14 protein-coding genes and 3 pseudogenes are annotated in these 15031 nt (G+C 69.1%); 9 read left to right on the forward strand and 8 right to left on the reverse strand.

Annotation, left to right across the window (positions count from 1 at the left end; translation table 11 throughout):
• Window positions 1-96 precede the first annotated feature (96 nt).
• The 6 genes and pseudogenes from BMG07_RS34935 (at window position 97) to BMG07_RS34960 (ending at window position 6502) form a co-directional block, all read left to right on the forward strand.
• The gene (locus tag BMG07_RS34935; RefSeq protein ID WP_198088354.1) at window positions 97-1200 is read left to right on the forward strand and encodes an ABC transporter ATP-binding protein; all 1104 of its coding nucleotides are present in this window, start codon (window positions 97-99) and stop codon (window positions 1198-1200) included.
• Between the two features lie 34 nt (window positions 1201-1234).
• Window positions 1235-2283: pseudogene (locus tag BMG07_RS34940) on the forward strand (NAD(P)-dependent alcohol dehydrogenase).
• 113 nt (window positions 2284-2396) lie between these two features.
• Entirely contained in the window at window positions 2397-3230 is an 834-nt protein-coding gene (locus tag BMG07_RS34945) for an SDR family oxidoreductase (protein WP_269759703.1), read from the forward strand.
• A complete protein-coding gene (locus tag BMG07_RS34950) occupies window positions 3227-4558 on the forward strand; it encodes an NAD(P)/FAD-dependent oxidoreductase (RefSeq protein WP_198088355.1) in 1332 nt (443 codons plus the stop codon). The genes BMG07_RS34945 and BMG07_RS34950 overlap by 4 nt, the downstream gene beginning before the upstream one ends.
• A gap of 46 nt (window positions 4559-4604) precedes the next feature.
• Window positions 4605-5507 carry a bile acid:sodium symporter family protein gene (locus BMG07_RS34955; RefSeq protein WP_198088356.1) on the forward strand — a complete coding sequence of 301 codons (903 nt, stop codon included), beginning with the start codon at window positions 4605-4607 and terminating at the stop codon, window positions 5505-5507.
• Window positions 5504-6502, forward strand: coding sequence for an SDR family oxidoreductase (locus BMG07_RS34960; RefSeq protein WP_198088357.1), 999 nt, complete (start codon window positions 5504-5506; stop codon window positions 6500-6502). Before BMG07_RS34955 ends, BMG07_RS34960 begins: the two co-directional genes overlap by 4 nt.
• Here BMG07_RS34960 and BMG07_RS34965 read toward each other — a convergent pair.
• Entirely contained in the window at window positions 6483-7409 is a 927-nt protein-coding gene (locus BMG07_RS34965; protein ID WP_198088358.1) for a LysR family transcriptional regulator, read from the reverse strand. The genes BMG07_RS34960 and BMG07_RS34965 overlap by 20 nt on opposite strands.
• A gap of 100 nt (window positions 7410-7509) precedes the next feature.
• Here BMG07_RS34965 and BMG07_RS34970 point away from each other — a divergent pair, with 100 nt between their 5' ends.
• Window positions 7510-8268 (forward strand): sulfite exporter TauE/SafE family protein, encoded by a 759-nt coding sequence (locus tag BMG07_RS34970; RefSeq protein ID WP_198088359.1) that lies wholly within the window; start codon window positions 7510-7512, stop codon window positions 8266-8268.
• Window positions 8269-8609: 341 nt separating this feature from the next.
• Here BMG07_RS34970 and BMG07_RS43370 read toward each other — a convergent pair.
• The 7 genes and pseudogenes from BMG07_RS43370 to BMG07_RS43375 all read right to left on the reverse strand — a co-directional run.
• Window positions 8610-8771, reverse strand: a pseudogene (locus tag BMG07_RS43370) (NUDIX domain-containing protein); the annotation flags it as partial.
• Complete coding sequence (locus tag BMG07_RS34980; RefSeq protein WP_198088360.1) at window positions 8771-9220, reverse strand: GatB/YqeY domain-containing protein; 450 nt, start codon at window positions 9218-9220, stop codon at window positions 8771-8773. The gene BMG07_RS34980 and the pseudogene BMG07_RS43370, both read right to left, overlap by 1 nt.
• Window positions 9221-9329: 109 nt before the next feature.
• Entirely contained in the window at window positions 9330-9542 is a 213-nt protein-coding gene (gene rpsU, locus BMG07_RS34985; RefSeq protein WP_007833691.1) for a 30S ribosomal protein S21, read from the reverse strand.
• A gap of 110 nt (window positions 9543-9652) precedes the next feature.
• Window positions 9653-10870, reverse strand: a complete 1218-nt coding sequence (locus BMG07_RS34990; RefSeq protein ID WP_198088361.1) for an NAD(P)/FAD-dependent oxidoreductase — start codon at window positions 10868-10870, stop codon at window positions 9653-9655.
• A complete protein-coding gene (locus BMG07_RS34995) occupies window positions 10867-11655 on the reverse strand; it encodes a YaeF family permuted papain-like enzyme (protein ID WP_198088362.1) in 789 nt (262 codons plus the stop codon). Before BMG07_RS34995 ends, BMG07_RS34990 begins: the two co-directional genes overlap by 4 nt.
• Complete coding sequence (locus BMG07_RS35000) at window positions 11655-12779, reverse strand: sterol desaturase family protein (RefSeq protein WP_198088363.1); 1125 nt, start codon at window positions 12777-12779, stop codon at window positions 11655-11657. The genes BMG07_RS34995 and BMG07_RS35000 overlap by 1 nt, the downstream gene beginning before the upstream one ends.
• Window positions 12760-13260, reverse strand: a complete 501-nt coding sequence (locus BMG07_RS43375) for a hypothetical protein (protein ID WP_269759704.1) — start codon at window positions 13258-13260, stop codon at window positions 12760-12762. The genes BMG07_RS35000 and BMG07_RS43375 overlap by 20 nt, the downstream gene beginning before the upstream one ends.
• Between BMG07_RS43375 and BMG07_RS45235 the strand changes: the two are divergent.
• Window positions 13201-13977, forward strand: a pseudogene (locus BMG07_RS45235) (M48 family metallopeptidase); the annotation flags it as partial. The gene BMG07_RS43375 and the pseudogene BMG07_RS45235 sit on opposite strands and share 60 nt — an antisense overlap.
• A 254-nt stretch (window positions 13978-14231) precedes the next feature.
• On the forward strand, window positions 14232-15031 hold an 800-nt coding region (locus tag BMG07_RS43385), incomplete at its 3' end, for a hypothetical protein (protein WP_269759706.1).

Raw genomic sequence — 15031 nt, forward strand, 5'->3', positions numbered from 1 at the left:
TCGGCGACGGCGCGCTTGCAAAGGCCTGCCCCCATCCCGGCCTTCCCCCAGAGGGGGAAGGCGCAAGACCGCACCCCATCCCTTCCAGAGAACAACATGTCCGCCATCAGCTGTCACAAGATCATCAAGCGCTACGGCGACACGCAGGTCGTCCACCAGTTCGACCTCGACGTGGCCGACAACGAGTTCGTCGTGTTCCTCGGCCCCTCGGGCTGCGGCAAGTCGACCATCCTGCGCATGCTCGCGGGCCTGGAAGACATCTCGGACGGCGACCTGCTGATCGGCGGCCAGCGCGTGAACGACCTGCCGCCGCAGGAGCGCGGCATTGCCATGGTGTTCCAGAACTACGCGCTGTACCCGCACATGAGCGTGCGCGACAACATCGCGTTCGGCCTCAAGCGGCTGAAGGTGCCCAAGGCCGAGATCGACGCGCGCATCAAGGAGGTGTCCGACACGCTCGGCCTGGAGCGCTACCTGCAGCGCAAGCCCACCGAGCTGTCGGGCGGCCAGCAGCAGCGCGTGGCCATTGCGCGCGCGATGATCAAGACGCCCAAGGTGTTCCTGTTCGACGAGCCGCTGTCCAACCTCGACGCCAAGCTGCGCAACCACATGCGCATCGAGATCGCCAGGCTGCACCAGGCGCTGAAGACCACCACCGTGTACGTCACGCACGACCAGCACGAGGCCATGACGCTGGCCGACCGCATCGTGCTGCTGCGCGACGGGCGCATCGAGCAGGTCGGCTCGCCGCGCGAGATCTTCGAGCGCCCGCGCTCGGCCTTCGTGGCCGGCTTCATCGGCACGCCGCCGATGAACCTGGTCGAGATGGCGGTGCGCGACGTCGGCGGCCACTTCGAGCTGTCGGGCCGCGAGGGCACGGTGTGCGTGGACGCGCGCCGCTTCGCGCTCGAGGGCCGCGAACGCGTGACGCTGGGCGTGCGGCCCGCGCACCTGCAGGTCGACACGCAGGGCGGGCGCGACGGCGGCTTTGCCGGCGAGGTGCAGCTCATCGAATACCTCGGCAACGAGGTGCTGGTGAGCTTCGGCCGGGGCGAGAGCGAAGTCGCCGCGCTGATGCCTTCCGCGCAATGCCCGCGCCTGCGCGACGCGGTGCGCTTCGTGGCCGACCCGGCGCAGGTGCACCTGTTCGACATCGACACCGGCGCCTCGCTGCTTCGCACCGACGGCCCCTTGCACTGACTCACACAAACACACTCCTTCAAGGACGAAAGAAATGAAAGCACTGGTTCTGGAAAAAGCGCACGAGCTCACGTTGCGCGACATCGACATGCCCCTGCACATGGGCCCGCGCGACGTGAAGATCCGCATGCACACCGTGGGTGTGTGCGGCAGCGACGTTCACTACTACCAGCACGGCGGCATCGGCCCCTACATGGTGAACGAGCCGATGGTCCTGGGCCACGAGGCCTCGGGCGTGGTGGCGAGGTGGGCGCGCAGGTGACGCACCTGAAGCCCGGCGACCGCGTGTGCATGGAGCCCGGCATTCCGCGGATGGACTCGCGCGCCACGCTCGAAGGCATCTACAACCTCGACCCGGCCGTGCGCTTCTGGGCCACGCCGCCGATCCACGGTTGCCTCACGCCCTTCGTGGTGCACCCGGCGGCCTTCACCTTCCGCCTGCCCGACAACGTGAGCTTCGGCGAGGGCGCCATCGTCGAGCCGCTGGCCATCGGCCTGCAGGCCGCGAAGAAGGCGGCGCTGAAGCCGGGCGACGTGGCGGTGGTCATCGGCGCGGGCACCATCGGCGCGATGACGGCGCTGGCCGCGCTGGCGGGCGGCGCGGCGCGCGTGATTCTTGCGGACCTCGTGCCCGAGAAGCTCGCGCTGTTCGCGCACAACCCGGCGGTGACCACGGTGAACGTGCGCGAAGCCGACCTTGCCGACACCGTGAAGACACTCACCGACGATTGGGGCGCCAACGTGGTGTTCGAGGCCAGCGGCAGCACGCGCGCCTTCGACGGCATCTTCGAGCTGCTGTGCCCCGGCGGCTGCCTCGTGATGGTGGGCATACCCGCCGCCCAGGTGCCTTTCGACATCGTCGCGATCCAGGCGAAGGAGGTGCGCATCGAGTCGGTGTTCCGCTACGCCAACATCTTCCCGCGCGCGCTGGCGCTCATTGCGTCGGGGCAGGTCGACGTGAAGCCCTTCATCTCGCGCACCTTCGCGTTCGAGGACGGCATCCAGGCCTTCGAGGAAGCAGCCGCGGGGCGCGCGACCGACGTCAAGATCCAGATCGAGTTTCCGGAAGCTGCCGGGGCCTGACGGCTTCAGCAAGCCTTCAGCGAGCGGCGCCCAGGCAAGGGGAAATGCCGGGGGGCGCGGCGCGCATGCGCGGCTAAAGTGGCCGGGTTTTGCCACCCGGAGCCATCGCGTCCATGCCCGTGCCTCTGCCGTATCGCAACGTCGTCCTCACCGGGGCCTGTGGTGGCCTGGGCCAGGCACTGGCGCGCGAGCTGATCGGCGCGGGCGCGAAGGTGGCGCTGGTGGGGCTCGACGCGGGCCGGCTCGCCGAACTGGCCGCGCTGGCACCGACGCCGGCGCAATGCACGGCGTACACGCCCGACGTGTCTTCGGGCCCGGCCATGCAGGCCATGGCCGCCGACTGGATGGCGCGCGCGGGCGTGCCCGACCTCGTGATCGCCAACGCGGGTGTCGCGGGCGGCTACGACACGGCCGAGGCCGACGACCTCGCGGTGTTCCGCCGCATGCTCGAGATCAACCTGCTGGGCGCGGCCACCACCTTCCAGCCCTTTCTGGCCGCGATGCGCGCGCAGCGGCGCGGCGCGCTCGTGGGCATGGCCAGCATCGCGGGCTGGCGCGGCATGCCCGGCAACGGCGCGTACTGCGCGAGCAAGGCGGGGCTGATCCGCTATCTCGAAAGCCTGCGCGCGGAACTGCGCGACACCGGCCTCACCGTGCACACGGTGAGCCCCGGCTACATTCGCACCGCGCTCACGGCCGGCAACCGCTTCGCGATGCCGGGCCTGCTCGAGGCCGACGAGGCTGCGCGCCAACTGCTGGCCGCGCTGCGCGCGGGCCGCGAGAAGGTGGTGCTGCCGCGCCGCATCGGCTGGCTCTCGAAAGCGCTCGACCTGCTGCCCGAGAAGCTGCACGACCGCGTGCTGCGCGGGCAGCCGCGCAAGCCGCGCGTGGGCGAGGAGGGCGCCACCGCCATTCCCGGTCTTTCGAAGGAGCCTCCCGCCCGATGACGTCCAGCACTGCACCGACCCACGAACAGATCGCGCTGATCGGCGCCGGCCCCTCCGGCCTGGCCGGCGCGCGCAACCTGCACAAGCACGGCGTGCCGTTCCAGGGCTTCGAGGCGCACAGCGACGTGGGCGGCCTGTGGGACATCGACAACCCGCGCTCCACGGTCTATCACTCGGCGCACCTGATCTCCAGCAAGCGCACCACCGAGTTCGCGGAATTTCCGATGGCCGACACGGTGGCCGACTACCCGAGCCACCGCGAGCTGCGCCGCTACTTCAGCGACTTCGCCGACCGCTTCGGGCTGCGCGAGCACTTCCGCTTCAACACGCGCGTGCTGCGCGTCGAGCCCGTGAGCGACGCGCCGGACACGCGCTGGCGCGTGAGCGTGGAAGGCGCCGACGGCCGCGTGGAGACCGCCGAATACAAGGGCGTGGTCATCGCCAACGGCACGCTGGCCGAGCCCAAGCGGCCGAGCTTCGAGGGCCGCTTCGACGGCGAGCTGCTGCACACCAGCGACTACAAGCACCCCGAACTCTTCAAGGACAAGCGCGTGCTGATCGTCGGCGCGGGCAACTCGGGCTGCGACATCGCGGTCGATGCGGTGCACTACGCCAGCAGCGTCGACATCTCGGTGCGGCGCGGCTACTACTTCGTGCCCAAGTACGTGTTCGGCAAGCCGGCCGACACGCTCGGCGGCAAGCGCCCGTTGCCGCCGTGGCTCAAGCAGAAGATCGATTCGACCGTGCTCCAGTGGTTCACCGGCGACCCGGTGCGCTTCGGCTTTCCCAAGCCCGACTACAAGATGTACGAGTCGCACCCGATCGTCAACTCGCTGGTGCTGCACTACGTGGGCCACGGCGACATCGGCGTGCGCGGCGACATCGCGCGGCTCGATGGGCGCACGGTGCATTTCAAGGACGGCAGCGCGCGCGACTACGACCTGATCCTGGCGGCCACGGGCTATGCGCTGCACTACCCGTTCATCGACCGCGAGCTGCTGAACTGGCAGGGCATGGCGCCGCGCCTGTACCTGAACATCTTCTCGCCGCGCTTCGAGAACATCGCCGTGCTCGGGATGATCGAGGCCAGCGGCATCGGCTGGCAGGGGCGCTACGAGCAGGCCGAACTGGTGGCGCGCTACTTCCGCGCCAAGGCCGGCGGCTCGCCGAAGGCGCGGGCCTTGCGCGCGGCGGTGCAGGGGCCGCCGCCCGACCTGTCGGGCGGGTTCAAGTACCTGCAGCTGGAGCGCATGGCGTACTACGTGCACAAGGACACCTACCGCGCAGCCGTGCGCAACGCGGCCGCCGCGCTGGCCGAGCCCGGCTGAAGACGAACAAGAGCAACGACGACAACGAACGAGGGAGGCCCCACGCATGCTGCCAGTCGACGAGATACGCCTGCACTTCAACCCCGCCTCGCTGGTGCTGCTGAACGTGGTGCTGGGCTTCCTGATGTTCGGCATTGCGCTGGACACGCGCATCGAGGACTTCAGGCGCGTGGCGCGCATGCCCGGCGCGATGGCGGTGGGCGTCGGCGCGCAGTTCGTGGTGCTGCCGGCCGTGACCTTCGTGCTCACGCTCGTCCTGCAGCCGGGGCCGAGCATCGCGCTGGGCATGATCCTCGTGGCCTGCTGTCCGCCGGGGAACATCTCGCAGATCCTCACGCACCGCGCGCGCGGCAACGTGGCGTTGTCGGTGTCGATGACGGCCATCTCCAATGCCCTGTCCATCGTGGTGATGCCGCTGAACTTCGCGTTCTGGGGCGGCATGCATCCCACGGCCGCGCCGCTGCTGAAGACCATCGCGCTCGACCCGCTGGACATGCTGGGGCACATCGTGATGATCATCGGCATTCCGTTCGTGCTGGGCGTGGCGTGCTCGCACCAGCTGCCGGGGCTCACGGCGCGCATCAAGAAGCCGGTGGGCGTGGTGAGCTTCGTCGCGCTCATCGTCTTCATCGTGGGCGCCATCGCGGGCAACTGGCGCTTCTTCCTGGACTACGTGGGGCTGGTGCTGCTGGCGGTGGTGATCCACGACGCGCTGGCCTTCGGCACGGGCTACCTGTGCGCGCGGCTCTCGGGGCTGGGCGACTACGACCGGCGCGCGGTGGCCATCGAGGTGGGCATCCGCAACTCGGGGCTCGGGCTGGTGCTGATCTTCAGCTTCTTCGGCGGGCTCGGCGGCATGGCCGTGGTGGCGGGCGTGTGGGGCTTCTGGGACATCATCGCGGGCCTGGCGCTCGCGGGCTGGTGGGGGCGCAAGCCCGTGAAGCCATGAGCGAAGGGCTTGTTGCACGGCGCGTGCTCGTGACGGGCGGCGACGGATTCCTGGGGCGCGGCGTGCTCGCTGCACTGGTGGCGCAGGGAACGCTCGAAGCCCTGGTCGCGCTCGACGTGCGCGAAGTGCCGCCCGAGCGGCAGTTGCCCGGCGTCACCTACCTGCGGCAGGACGTGCGGGACGACGGCATTGCCGCCGCCATGGCCGGCCACGGCATCGACACGGTCGTGCACCTGGCCTCGATCGTCACGCCCGGCAAGGACTCGAACCGCGCGTTCGAGCACTCGGTGGACGTGGGCGGCACGCGCAACGTGCTCCAGGCCTGCATGGCCAACGGCGTGCGCCACATCGTGGTGTCGTCGAGCGGCGCGGCCTACGGCTACCACGCGGACAACCCGGCATGGATCGACGAGTCGCAGCCCCTGCGCGGCAACGCGGTGTTCGCCTATGCCGACCACAAGCGGCAGGTCGAGGAACTGCTGGCCGACTGCCGCGCGCGGCACCCGGCGCTCGCGCAGACGGTGCTGCGCATCGGCACCATCCTCGGCGAGCGGGTCGACAACCAGATCACCGCGCTGTTCGAGAAGAAGCGGCTCATTGCCATTCGCGGCAGCGCGAGCCCGTTCGTGTTCGTGTGGGACGAGGACGTGACGGGCGCCATCGCGCATGCGCTGGGCGGCGCGCCGCCCGGCTGCTACAACCTCGCGGGCGACGGCGCGTTGACGATCCACGAGATTGCCGCGCGGCTGGGCAAGCGCGCGACCGACTGGCCGGCCGGCGTGCTGAAGGCCGCGTTGTCGGTGGGCAGCGCGCTGGGCGTGAGCCGCTACGGGCCGGAGCAGCTCGACTTTCTGCGTTACCGGCCGGTGCTGCGCAACACGGCGCTGAAGACGCGCTTCGGCTACGTGCCGCGCAAGACCAGCAGCGAGGCCTTCGACGCTTTCGTGGCGGCGCGGGCGCGGCAGGGGCGGCCGGTCACTTCTTCGCGGCCGTAGGGGCCTCGGCAGCAGCGCCTTCGACCGGCGCGATCAGGTGCTCCAGCATGCGCCGGGCATTCAGCGGCAGGTCCTCCGACGAGCGCACGCAGGCCATCAGCGTGCGTTCGGCCCACTGGTCGGCGAGCGAGGCGCGCGCGATCTTCATCGAGCGGGCGCAGCGCTCGGCCGCGGTCTGCGGCACGATGCCCACGCCGATGCCGTACTCGACCATGCGGCACACGGCCTCGAAGTTGCGCACGCGCACCCGGTAGGCCAGGTGCTTGCCGAGCGCGCGCACGTGCTGCGTGATGAGCTGCTGCAGCGCGCTGTCGGCGGGCAGGCCGACGAATTCGTTGTCGACCACTTCGCTCAATCGCAGGCGCTTGCGCCCGGCCAGTGCGTGGCCGCGCGGCATGACGAGCACGAGGTCGTCGCGGCGGAAGGGGTGGCACTCGAGGCCTTCGCTGTCGATGGCGTCCGACACGATGCCGATGTCGCACAAGCCGGCGCGCAGGGCCTCCACGGTGTCGGGGCTGGCGCGCTCCTCGAGGTCGACCGAAATGCGCGGGTGCTGCGCCAAAAAGCGGCTCAGCACTTCGGGCAGATGCTCGGTCAGCGCCGAGGTGCCGCACATGAAGCGCACGTGGCCCTTCAGGCCCTGGCCGTATTCGCCGAGCTCGCCGCGCAGCCGCTCCATCTGCTGCAGCACGACGCGCGCATGGTGCAGCAGCGTGCGGCCGGCCTCGGTGGCGCGCACGCCCTGGGCATGGCGCGTGAGCAGCGGGGTGCCCAGGGCGTCTTCCATGCCGCGCACACGCTGGCTGGCCGAGGCCAGCGTCATGTGCGAGCGCCCGGCGCCGCCGGTGAGGCTGCCCGCTTCGACGACGTTGAGGAAGAGCCGCAGGTCGGTGAGATCGAATCGCATGATCCGCCGGAGTGTGCACCAGGAGCCTCAGGCCCAGCCTGAGGCCCGCTCTGCGAACGCCGCATTTTCAGGCGCCTGCTTCGCCGGCAGACTCGCCGCGATGACGATGCCAACCCACGACATGATGATTTTCTGGACCGCCGTGACGGCGGTGTACCTGCTGGCGGGGGTGATCAAGGGCGTGATCGGCCTGGGGCTGCCGACGGTGTCGATGGCGCTGCTTGCCGTGTGGATGTCGCCGGTGCAGGCGGCCGCGCTGCTGATCGTGCCCTCGTTCGTCACCAACGTCTGGCAGACCGGGCCGCGCACGAGCTTCATGGCGGTGTTGCGGCGCATCGGCGGCATGCAGGTGGGGGTGGTGATCGGCACGCTGGGCGGCGCGCTGTGGCTGGGCGTGCCGGCCGGCGCTTGGGCTTCGGTGGCGCTGGGGGTGGCGCTGGGGGTCTATGCGGTCTGGGGGCTGACAGGGCGGCAACTGCACGTGAGCGACGCGCAGGCGCGCTGGATGGGGCCACTGGTGGGCATCGTCACGGGGCTGGTGACGGCGGTGACGGGTGTGTTCGCGGTGCCGGCGGTGCCGTACCTGCAGGCGCTGGGGTTCCAGCGCGATTCGCTGATCCAGGCGATGGGGATCTCGTTCACCACCTCGACGGTGGTGCTGGCCATCGGGCTGGCGGGGAACGGGGGCTATCCGATGTCGGCGCTGGGCGGCTCGGTCGCGATGCTGGCGCCGGCCATCGGCGGCATGGTGCTGGGGACCTGGCTGCGGCAGAAGCTGTCGGTGGCGGTGTTTCGCCGCTGCTTCCTGATCGGGCTGGCGCTGTTGGGGCTGTACATGGTCGTGCGCGCCCTGGCGTGACGGCCGGCGGCAGCGGCGCCGCAGCGCCGGCTCAGGCCGCGAGCAGCAGGGCCGCGCGCACGCGCTCGATGCTCTGGCGGTAGGGCAGGGCGAAGTCGTCGAGGGGCTCGCCCGCTTCGAGCCAGTGGAACTGGAAGACCAGGCCTTCTTCTTCGGGGCTGCCGGTGGCCGTGTGCGCGAAGATCTCGGGCAGATGCCTCGGCGCGCATCAAGAACAGGTGCCACAGCTGCGGGTGGCGGTGCGTGTTGCCTTCGACGCCGGCCTCGCATTCGCGGTCGAGCGTGCCCAGCGATTGCAGCGGGCCGGTGAAGTCGAGGCCCGACTCCTCGAGCAGCTCGCGCCGCACCGCCGCCTCGGGCGATTCGCCGGGCTCGATGGTGCCCTTGGGGAGCTGCATGTTGCCATCCTCGGGATGGCGGAACACCAGCAGCCGGCCCCGTGCGTCGACCAGGCAGGCGCAGGCCTTGAGGATCGGGGCGCTGGGGCTGCCGGTGCCCATCATCAGGCGCCTGCCAGTGCCGACTTGACGGCGGCGCTGACCTGGCCCATGTCGGCCTTGCCGGCCAGGCGGGTCTTGACCACGCCCATCACCTTGCCCATGTCGCCGGGGCCGCTGGCGCCCAGCTCGGCCACGATGGCCTTCACCGCGGCCAGCGTTTCCTCGGCGCTCATGCGCTGGGGCAGGTAGACCTCGAGCACCTTGATCTCGGCGGCTTCCTTGTCGGCCAGGTCGATGCGGCCGCCGGTGGTGAAGGCGGCGATCGAGTCCTTGCGCTGCTTGACCATCTTGTCGACGATGGCCACGACCATGGCGTCGTCGAGCTCCACGCGCTCGTCGACTTCCTTCTGCTTCATGGCGGCCAGCAGCAGGCGGATGGTGGCCAGGCGCTCGGAGTCCTTGGCGCGCATCGCCGTCTTCATGTCTTCGGTGATCTGTTCTTTGAGTGTCATTTCGCAACCTTTCGGAAAAACAAAAGCCGCGGCAGGTTTCCCTGGCGCGGCTGAGGCAACGAGGCGCTGGCTGTGACTTTCGTCGAGGGCCAGTCGCCTGGAGCGTTGCTTAGTACAGCTTCTTGGGGAGCTGCATGCTGCGCACGCGCTTGTAGTGGCGCTTGACGGCCGCGGCCTTCTTGCGCTTGCGCTCGGCGGTCGGCTTTTCGTAGAACTCGCGGGCACGCAGGTCGGTCAGCAGGCCGAGCTTTTCGATGGTGCGCTTGAAGCGACGCAGAGCGACGTCGAAGGGCTCGTTTTCTTTAACGCGGATGGTGGTCATTGATGAATCGTTGAAATGAAGTTGGCTCGGGGAGATCGAGGCCCAAAGCCGGGGTTCCTCAACTGAAAATCTTTTGCGGCCGTTGAGGGGAGGCCAGAGTTAGCCCGCGATTATAGCGCGATTGCGCACGCTTGGGCACTCGCCCAGGCCCATTGGAAGTTATATCCGCCGAGCCAGCCCGTCACATCGACCACTTCCCCGATGAAAAAGAGGCCCGGCTGCTTCGACTCCATGGTCTGGGACGACAGGTCGCGGGTGTCGACGCCGCCTGCCGTGACCTCGGCCTTCTTGTAGCCTTCGGTGCCGCTGGGGGTGATCTGCCAGCGGGCGATGCGCTCCGACAGGGCGGCCAGCGCCTTGTCGGCGGCTTCGTTCACGGGGCGCTGCAGGGCCGGGTCCTGCCCGACCCAGGCGTCGGCCAGCCGGGAGGGCACCAGCGCGGCCAGTTCGTTGGCAATGCGCTTTTTCGACCGCAGCTTGGCTTCGCCCAGTGCCTCGGCCACGTTCACGCCGGGCGCGAAGTCCAGTGTCAGCGGGGCGCCGGGCTTCCAGTAGCTCGAAATCTGCAGCACCGCCGGGCCCGACAGGCCCCGGTGGGTGAACAGCAGGTCTTCGAGGAAGGCCGTCTTTTCCTTCTTGGCCCCGGTCTCGATGCGCACCGGCAGCGCCAGCCCGGACAGTTCGGCGTACGGCGCCCAGGCGTCGCCGCCGAAGGTCAGCGGCACCAGCGCCGGGCGGGGCGTGACCACGCGCAGGCCGAACTGCTCGGCGATGCGGTAGCCGAAGTCGGTCGCGCCGATCTGCGGAATCGACAGGCCGCCGGTGGCGACCACGATCTTGGGCGTTTCGATCAGACCCCGGCTGCTCTCGATTTGATAGCTGCCCGAGCCCGTCGATGCGATGTTTCCGATCTTGCAGGGCTGCCAGCGCTCGACGCCGCCCGCCGCGCATTCGGCCAGCAGCATGTCGACGATCTGCTGCGACGAGCCGTCGCAGAACAGCTGGCCCTTGTGCTTCTCGTGAAAGGCGATGCCGTGCTTCTGCACCAGCTCGATGAACTGCTGCGGCGCATAGCGCGACAGCGCCGAGCGGCAGAAGTTCGGGTTGTCGCCGATGAAGTGGCGCTGCGGCGCGCGCACGTCGAGGTCGCGGTTGGTGAAGTTGGCGCGCCCGCCGCCCGAGATGCGGATCTTCTCGCCCACCTTCTCGCTGTGGTCCACCAGCAGCACCTTGAGCCCGCGTTGGCCGGCCACGCCGGCGCAGAAGAGCCCGGCCGCCCCGGCGCCGATGACGACGACGTCGAAGCGGGACACTGTGCCCGCGCTCAAGGGCCGTCGGCCGCCAGCAACGGCGGCGGGTTGTACTTGAGGTGGCCCACGTAGCGCAGCGGCTGCGTGGCCGCGATCGAGGGCACGTCGCCCTCGCGCATGTGCAGCAGGTCGGCCGGGCTCACCCAGCGCGGGTCGGCGCTGGTGATCGGCAGGCCAGCCTGCTTGTAGGCCTCGAGCACGAACTGCGAGCAGAAGAACTGGTCGTCGCGGCTCGCGCCCAACTGCACCATGGCCATGCCGCTCATGCAGTAGTGGCTCACGGCGGCAGGCACCAGCGGCAGCTCGCACAGGCGCCGGTTCAGCACGAAGGGCGCGTTCAGCAGCACGCCCACGGTGTTGTAGCGCACGCCGACCTGCGACATGGCCCAGGCGCGCATGCGCCCGGCGTTTTCGGCATCGACGCCGGGCACGCGGAAGGCCACCACCATTTGTTCTTCGTCGACCACTTCCATCAGCGGGCGGGCGCGCACGCCGGTGCCCACGGCCTCGGCGATCTGCCCGTCGCCGAGGTACAGCACCGCATGGCTCACCGGCGAGAAGGTGCCCAGCCGGATGCCGAAGGAGTTGACCGTGGCGATCGAGGTCAGCAGGATGTCGCCGGGCTCCAGCGCGCTGGCCGCGATGAGCTCGCCGCCGTTGCCCGGCGCGATGACCGAGCTCTGCACCCGCAGGCGCAGGCCTGCGTCCTTGGTCGGCAGGTCCAGGCGCGTGGCGCAGGCCGAGAGCAGCAGCGCGGCGCTCGCGGCAACGACGACCGCGAGGGTCTTGAACGCGGCGCGCATCAGCCCTTCCAGACGAACGGAAACTTCAACTGCTTGAAGAAGCCGTTGGGCACGTAGTCGCCCAGCACGCCGTACTTCTCGGGCCAGAGCTTGGTGCTCTTCACGGCCGTGCCGAAGATGTAGTCGAGGAAGGCGTAGTGCGCCGCGTAGTTCTTGTCGAGCGCCTCGATGTCCTGGCTGTGGTGCCAGTGGTGGAAGTTGGGCGTGACGATGATGTAGCGCAGCGGGCCCAGCCGCACGCTCACGTTGCAGTGGTTGAACACCGCCTGGAAGCCCACCACCACGATGTACGCGTCGATCACTTCCTTGCTGAAGCCCAGCACGTAGATGGGCGCCAGCACCAGCGTGCGCGTGATCAGCAGCTCCAGGATGTGCTGGCGCGAGCCCGCCATCCAGTCCATGCTCTTCACGCTGTGGTGCACCGCGTGCAGGCGCCACAGCACCGGCACCTCGTGGTAGGCGCGGTGCGTCCAGTACTGCACGAGGTCGGCCACCAGGATGATCAGCAAAATGCCCGCCCAGAACGGCAGGTTGCCGATCCAGCCGCGGATGCCGTCGTTGGCGGCCCAGCCGAACAGCTTGTGCACCATCAGGTTGGTGGCCAGCAGCACGAAGCCCACGATCATGTGGTTCACCACGAAGTGGTGGAAATCGGTTTGCCACTCTTCACGGAACACCGGCTGGTCTTTGCGCAGCGCGAACAGCTTCTCGATGAAGATGAAGATCAGCGACGAGCCCAGCAGGTCGAGGATGAACCAGTCCAGCCCGATGTACGGCGTGTTGTCCGCGAAGTCGTGCACCGGCACCTTGTGCCCGCCCAGCAGCGCCGAGGCCGCCACCAGCAGGAACGCGGCCGACGACAGCCAGCGCGAGCGGTTGAAGATGATGTTGACCAGCGACAGCCCGCCCGAGATGACCAGGGCCGCCAGCAGGATGAAGCGCATCACGTCGACGTTGTAGCTCTTGCGCAGCTCCGGCGTCGTGAGGTACTGCGGGAAATGGAAGGCCAGCACGCCGAGGAAGCAGAGGATGCCCAGGCTCAGCGCGATGGTGCCCGTGACGAGCCCGCGGCCCCGGCGCAGCTCGCCGTGGCTTTCGGTGAATTCATTGAGTTTCTCGAGCAACTTTTTTCCCTCTGTCTGTTTCTTTTGCAGATGTAAGAATCCGCACATAACGAGGCGGAATTATCGGCGGCATGGACCGATGGGTGTTGCCGGCAATTCCGAAGAACAACGAATTGTGCGAGGAAGAGGGAACAACATGGCGGATCAACTTTATCCAGCGGGCCCCGCTGGCGCAGGGAGTCAACTCGCGAAGGCATCGCCCGCCTACCGGCGGCAGGCCTGGCTGGCGATGGTGGCTCTGCTGGTCTTTGTCGGGGCCTACCTGCTGTTCTCGGGCTGGCTGGCCTGGAAGGCGTACATGTCTTTCCGGGCCTCGTTCTACGGTTCGCGCGACGGCATGCTGCTGACGCTGGTGGGCTTCGGCGCCGCGTTCCTCGCGGTGTTCATGTTGAAAGCTTTGGTATTCGTGCGGCGCGGCGAAATGGGCGGCCTGACCGAGATCACCGCGGCCGAGCAGCCCCGGCTCTTCGCCTTCCTGCATCGGCTCGCGGACGAAGCCCGGGCGCCCCGGCCGGCCAAGGTGTACGTGTCGTCGCGGGTCAATGCGGCGGTGTTCTACGACCTGTCGCTGCTCAACTTCCTATTGCCCTCGAAGAAGAACCTGGAGATCGGGCTGCCGCTGGTCAACGTACTGACGGTTTCCGAGTTCAAGGCGGTGCTCGCGCACGAGTTCGGGCACTTCGCCCAGCGCAGCATGGCGGTGGGCCGATGGGTCTACCTGGCGCAGCAGATCGCGGCGCACATCGTGGCCAAGCGCGACGGGCTCGACCGCTTTCTCGAAGGCCTGTCGCGCACCGATGTGCGCATTGCCTGGATCGGCTGGCTGTTCTCGCTGCTGGTGTGGTCCATCCGCTCGGTGGTGGACAGCCTGTTCCGCCTCGTGGTGCTGGCCGACCGCGCCCTGTCGCGCGAAATGGAGTTCCAGGCCGACCGCGTGTCGGTGAGCCTGGCGGGCAGCGACGCGCTGATCGACGCGCTCTACAAGATGCAGGCGGCCGATGCGGCCTGGGACCGGACGCTGGAGTTCGCCAACCAGCAACTGCACAAGGGCCGCGCCGTGCCCGACCTCTACGACATCCAGTCGGGAATCATCGGCAAGCTGCGCGCGATCTACGACGACCCGGGCTATGGCGTTCCGCCGCCCGCGCCGGCGGACGGCCCGGCGGCGCACCGAATCTTCAAGCGCGACAGGGTGTCGGTGTCGCGCATGTGGGCCACGCACCCGGCCAGCCATGAGCGCGAGGAAAACGCCAAGAAGATCTACCTCCCGGCCGAGACCCGCGAAAGCTCCGCATGGGAACTGTTCGACGACGCGCCGGTCTTTCGCGAACGCGCCTGCGCCGCCCTGATCAGCCACGTCGTTCCGACGCCCGAAGCCCTGACCCGCGAAGCCGCGGCGCAGCGCTCGACGCGGAGTACGACCGCGAGTCGTACAAGCGGCGCTACCGCGGCGTGTACCTGGGGCGGGCCGTCACGCGCTCGCAGCACACGGCCGAGCAACTGTTCGACCGCATCAGCGCCTCGGAGGCGGCCGCGGCGCTGCCGACGCTCTATCCCGAGTCGCTCTCGGGCACGCTCGAGCGGCTCGACGCCCTGCGGCACGAGAAGGCCGCGCTGGAGGCGGTGCAGCACGGCATCGCCAAGAGCGAAGGCCCGCGCCTGGAGCATCGCGGCAAGGCCATCAGGAAGCGCGACCTGGTGGGCGCGATCGGCGAGGTGGCGCGCGACATCGCCGCCGTCGAGCAGGCGCTCGAAGCGCACGACCGCCGCTGCCGCTCCACGCTGCGCGCGCTGGCCTCGGTGCTGGGCCCCGAGTGGGAGGCCGGGTGGCTGGCCCAACTGCGCCTGCTGCACTACGCCGAGCACGTCGAGGCGAACCTCGTCGACCTGCAGTCGGCCATGCTCAACACGCTGGCCATGGTCACGGCCAAGCGCAAGACCAACGAGGCCGAGGCGCAGCGCGTGCTGGCCAACGCCAGCGCGCTGTTCACCGGCATGGCCGAGATCGCGAAGGACGCGCCCGGGATCCAGGCCGGCCCCGTCGCGCTCGCGCTGATGGGCCGCGAGAGCTGGGCGGCGATGGTGGGCGAATTCGAGTTCGGCTACCCCACGCGCGAGAACATCAACGAATGGCTCCGGGTTTCGGACAGCTGGGTCCGGCCGATGGCGCGCGCGCTGGGCAGCCTTCGCCGGGCCGCCCTCGACCAGTTGCTGGACACCGAGGCCCGCGTGGCCGGCGTCGCGCTGTCGCA

It is taken from the genome of Variovorax sp. E3, from assembly GCF_016082275.1.
GTDB lineage: Bacteria > Pseudomonadota > Gammaproteobacteria > Burkholderiales > Burkholderiaceae_C > Variovorax.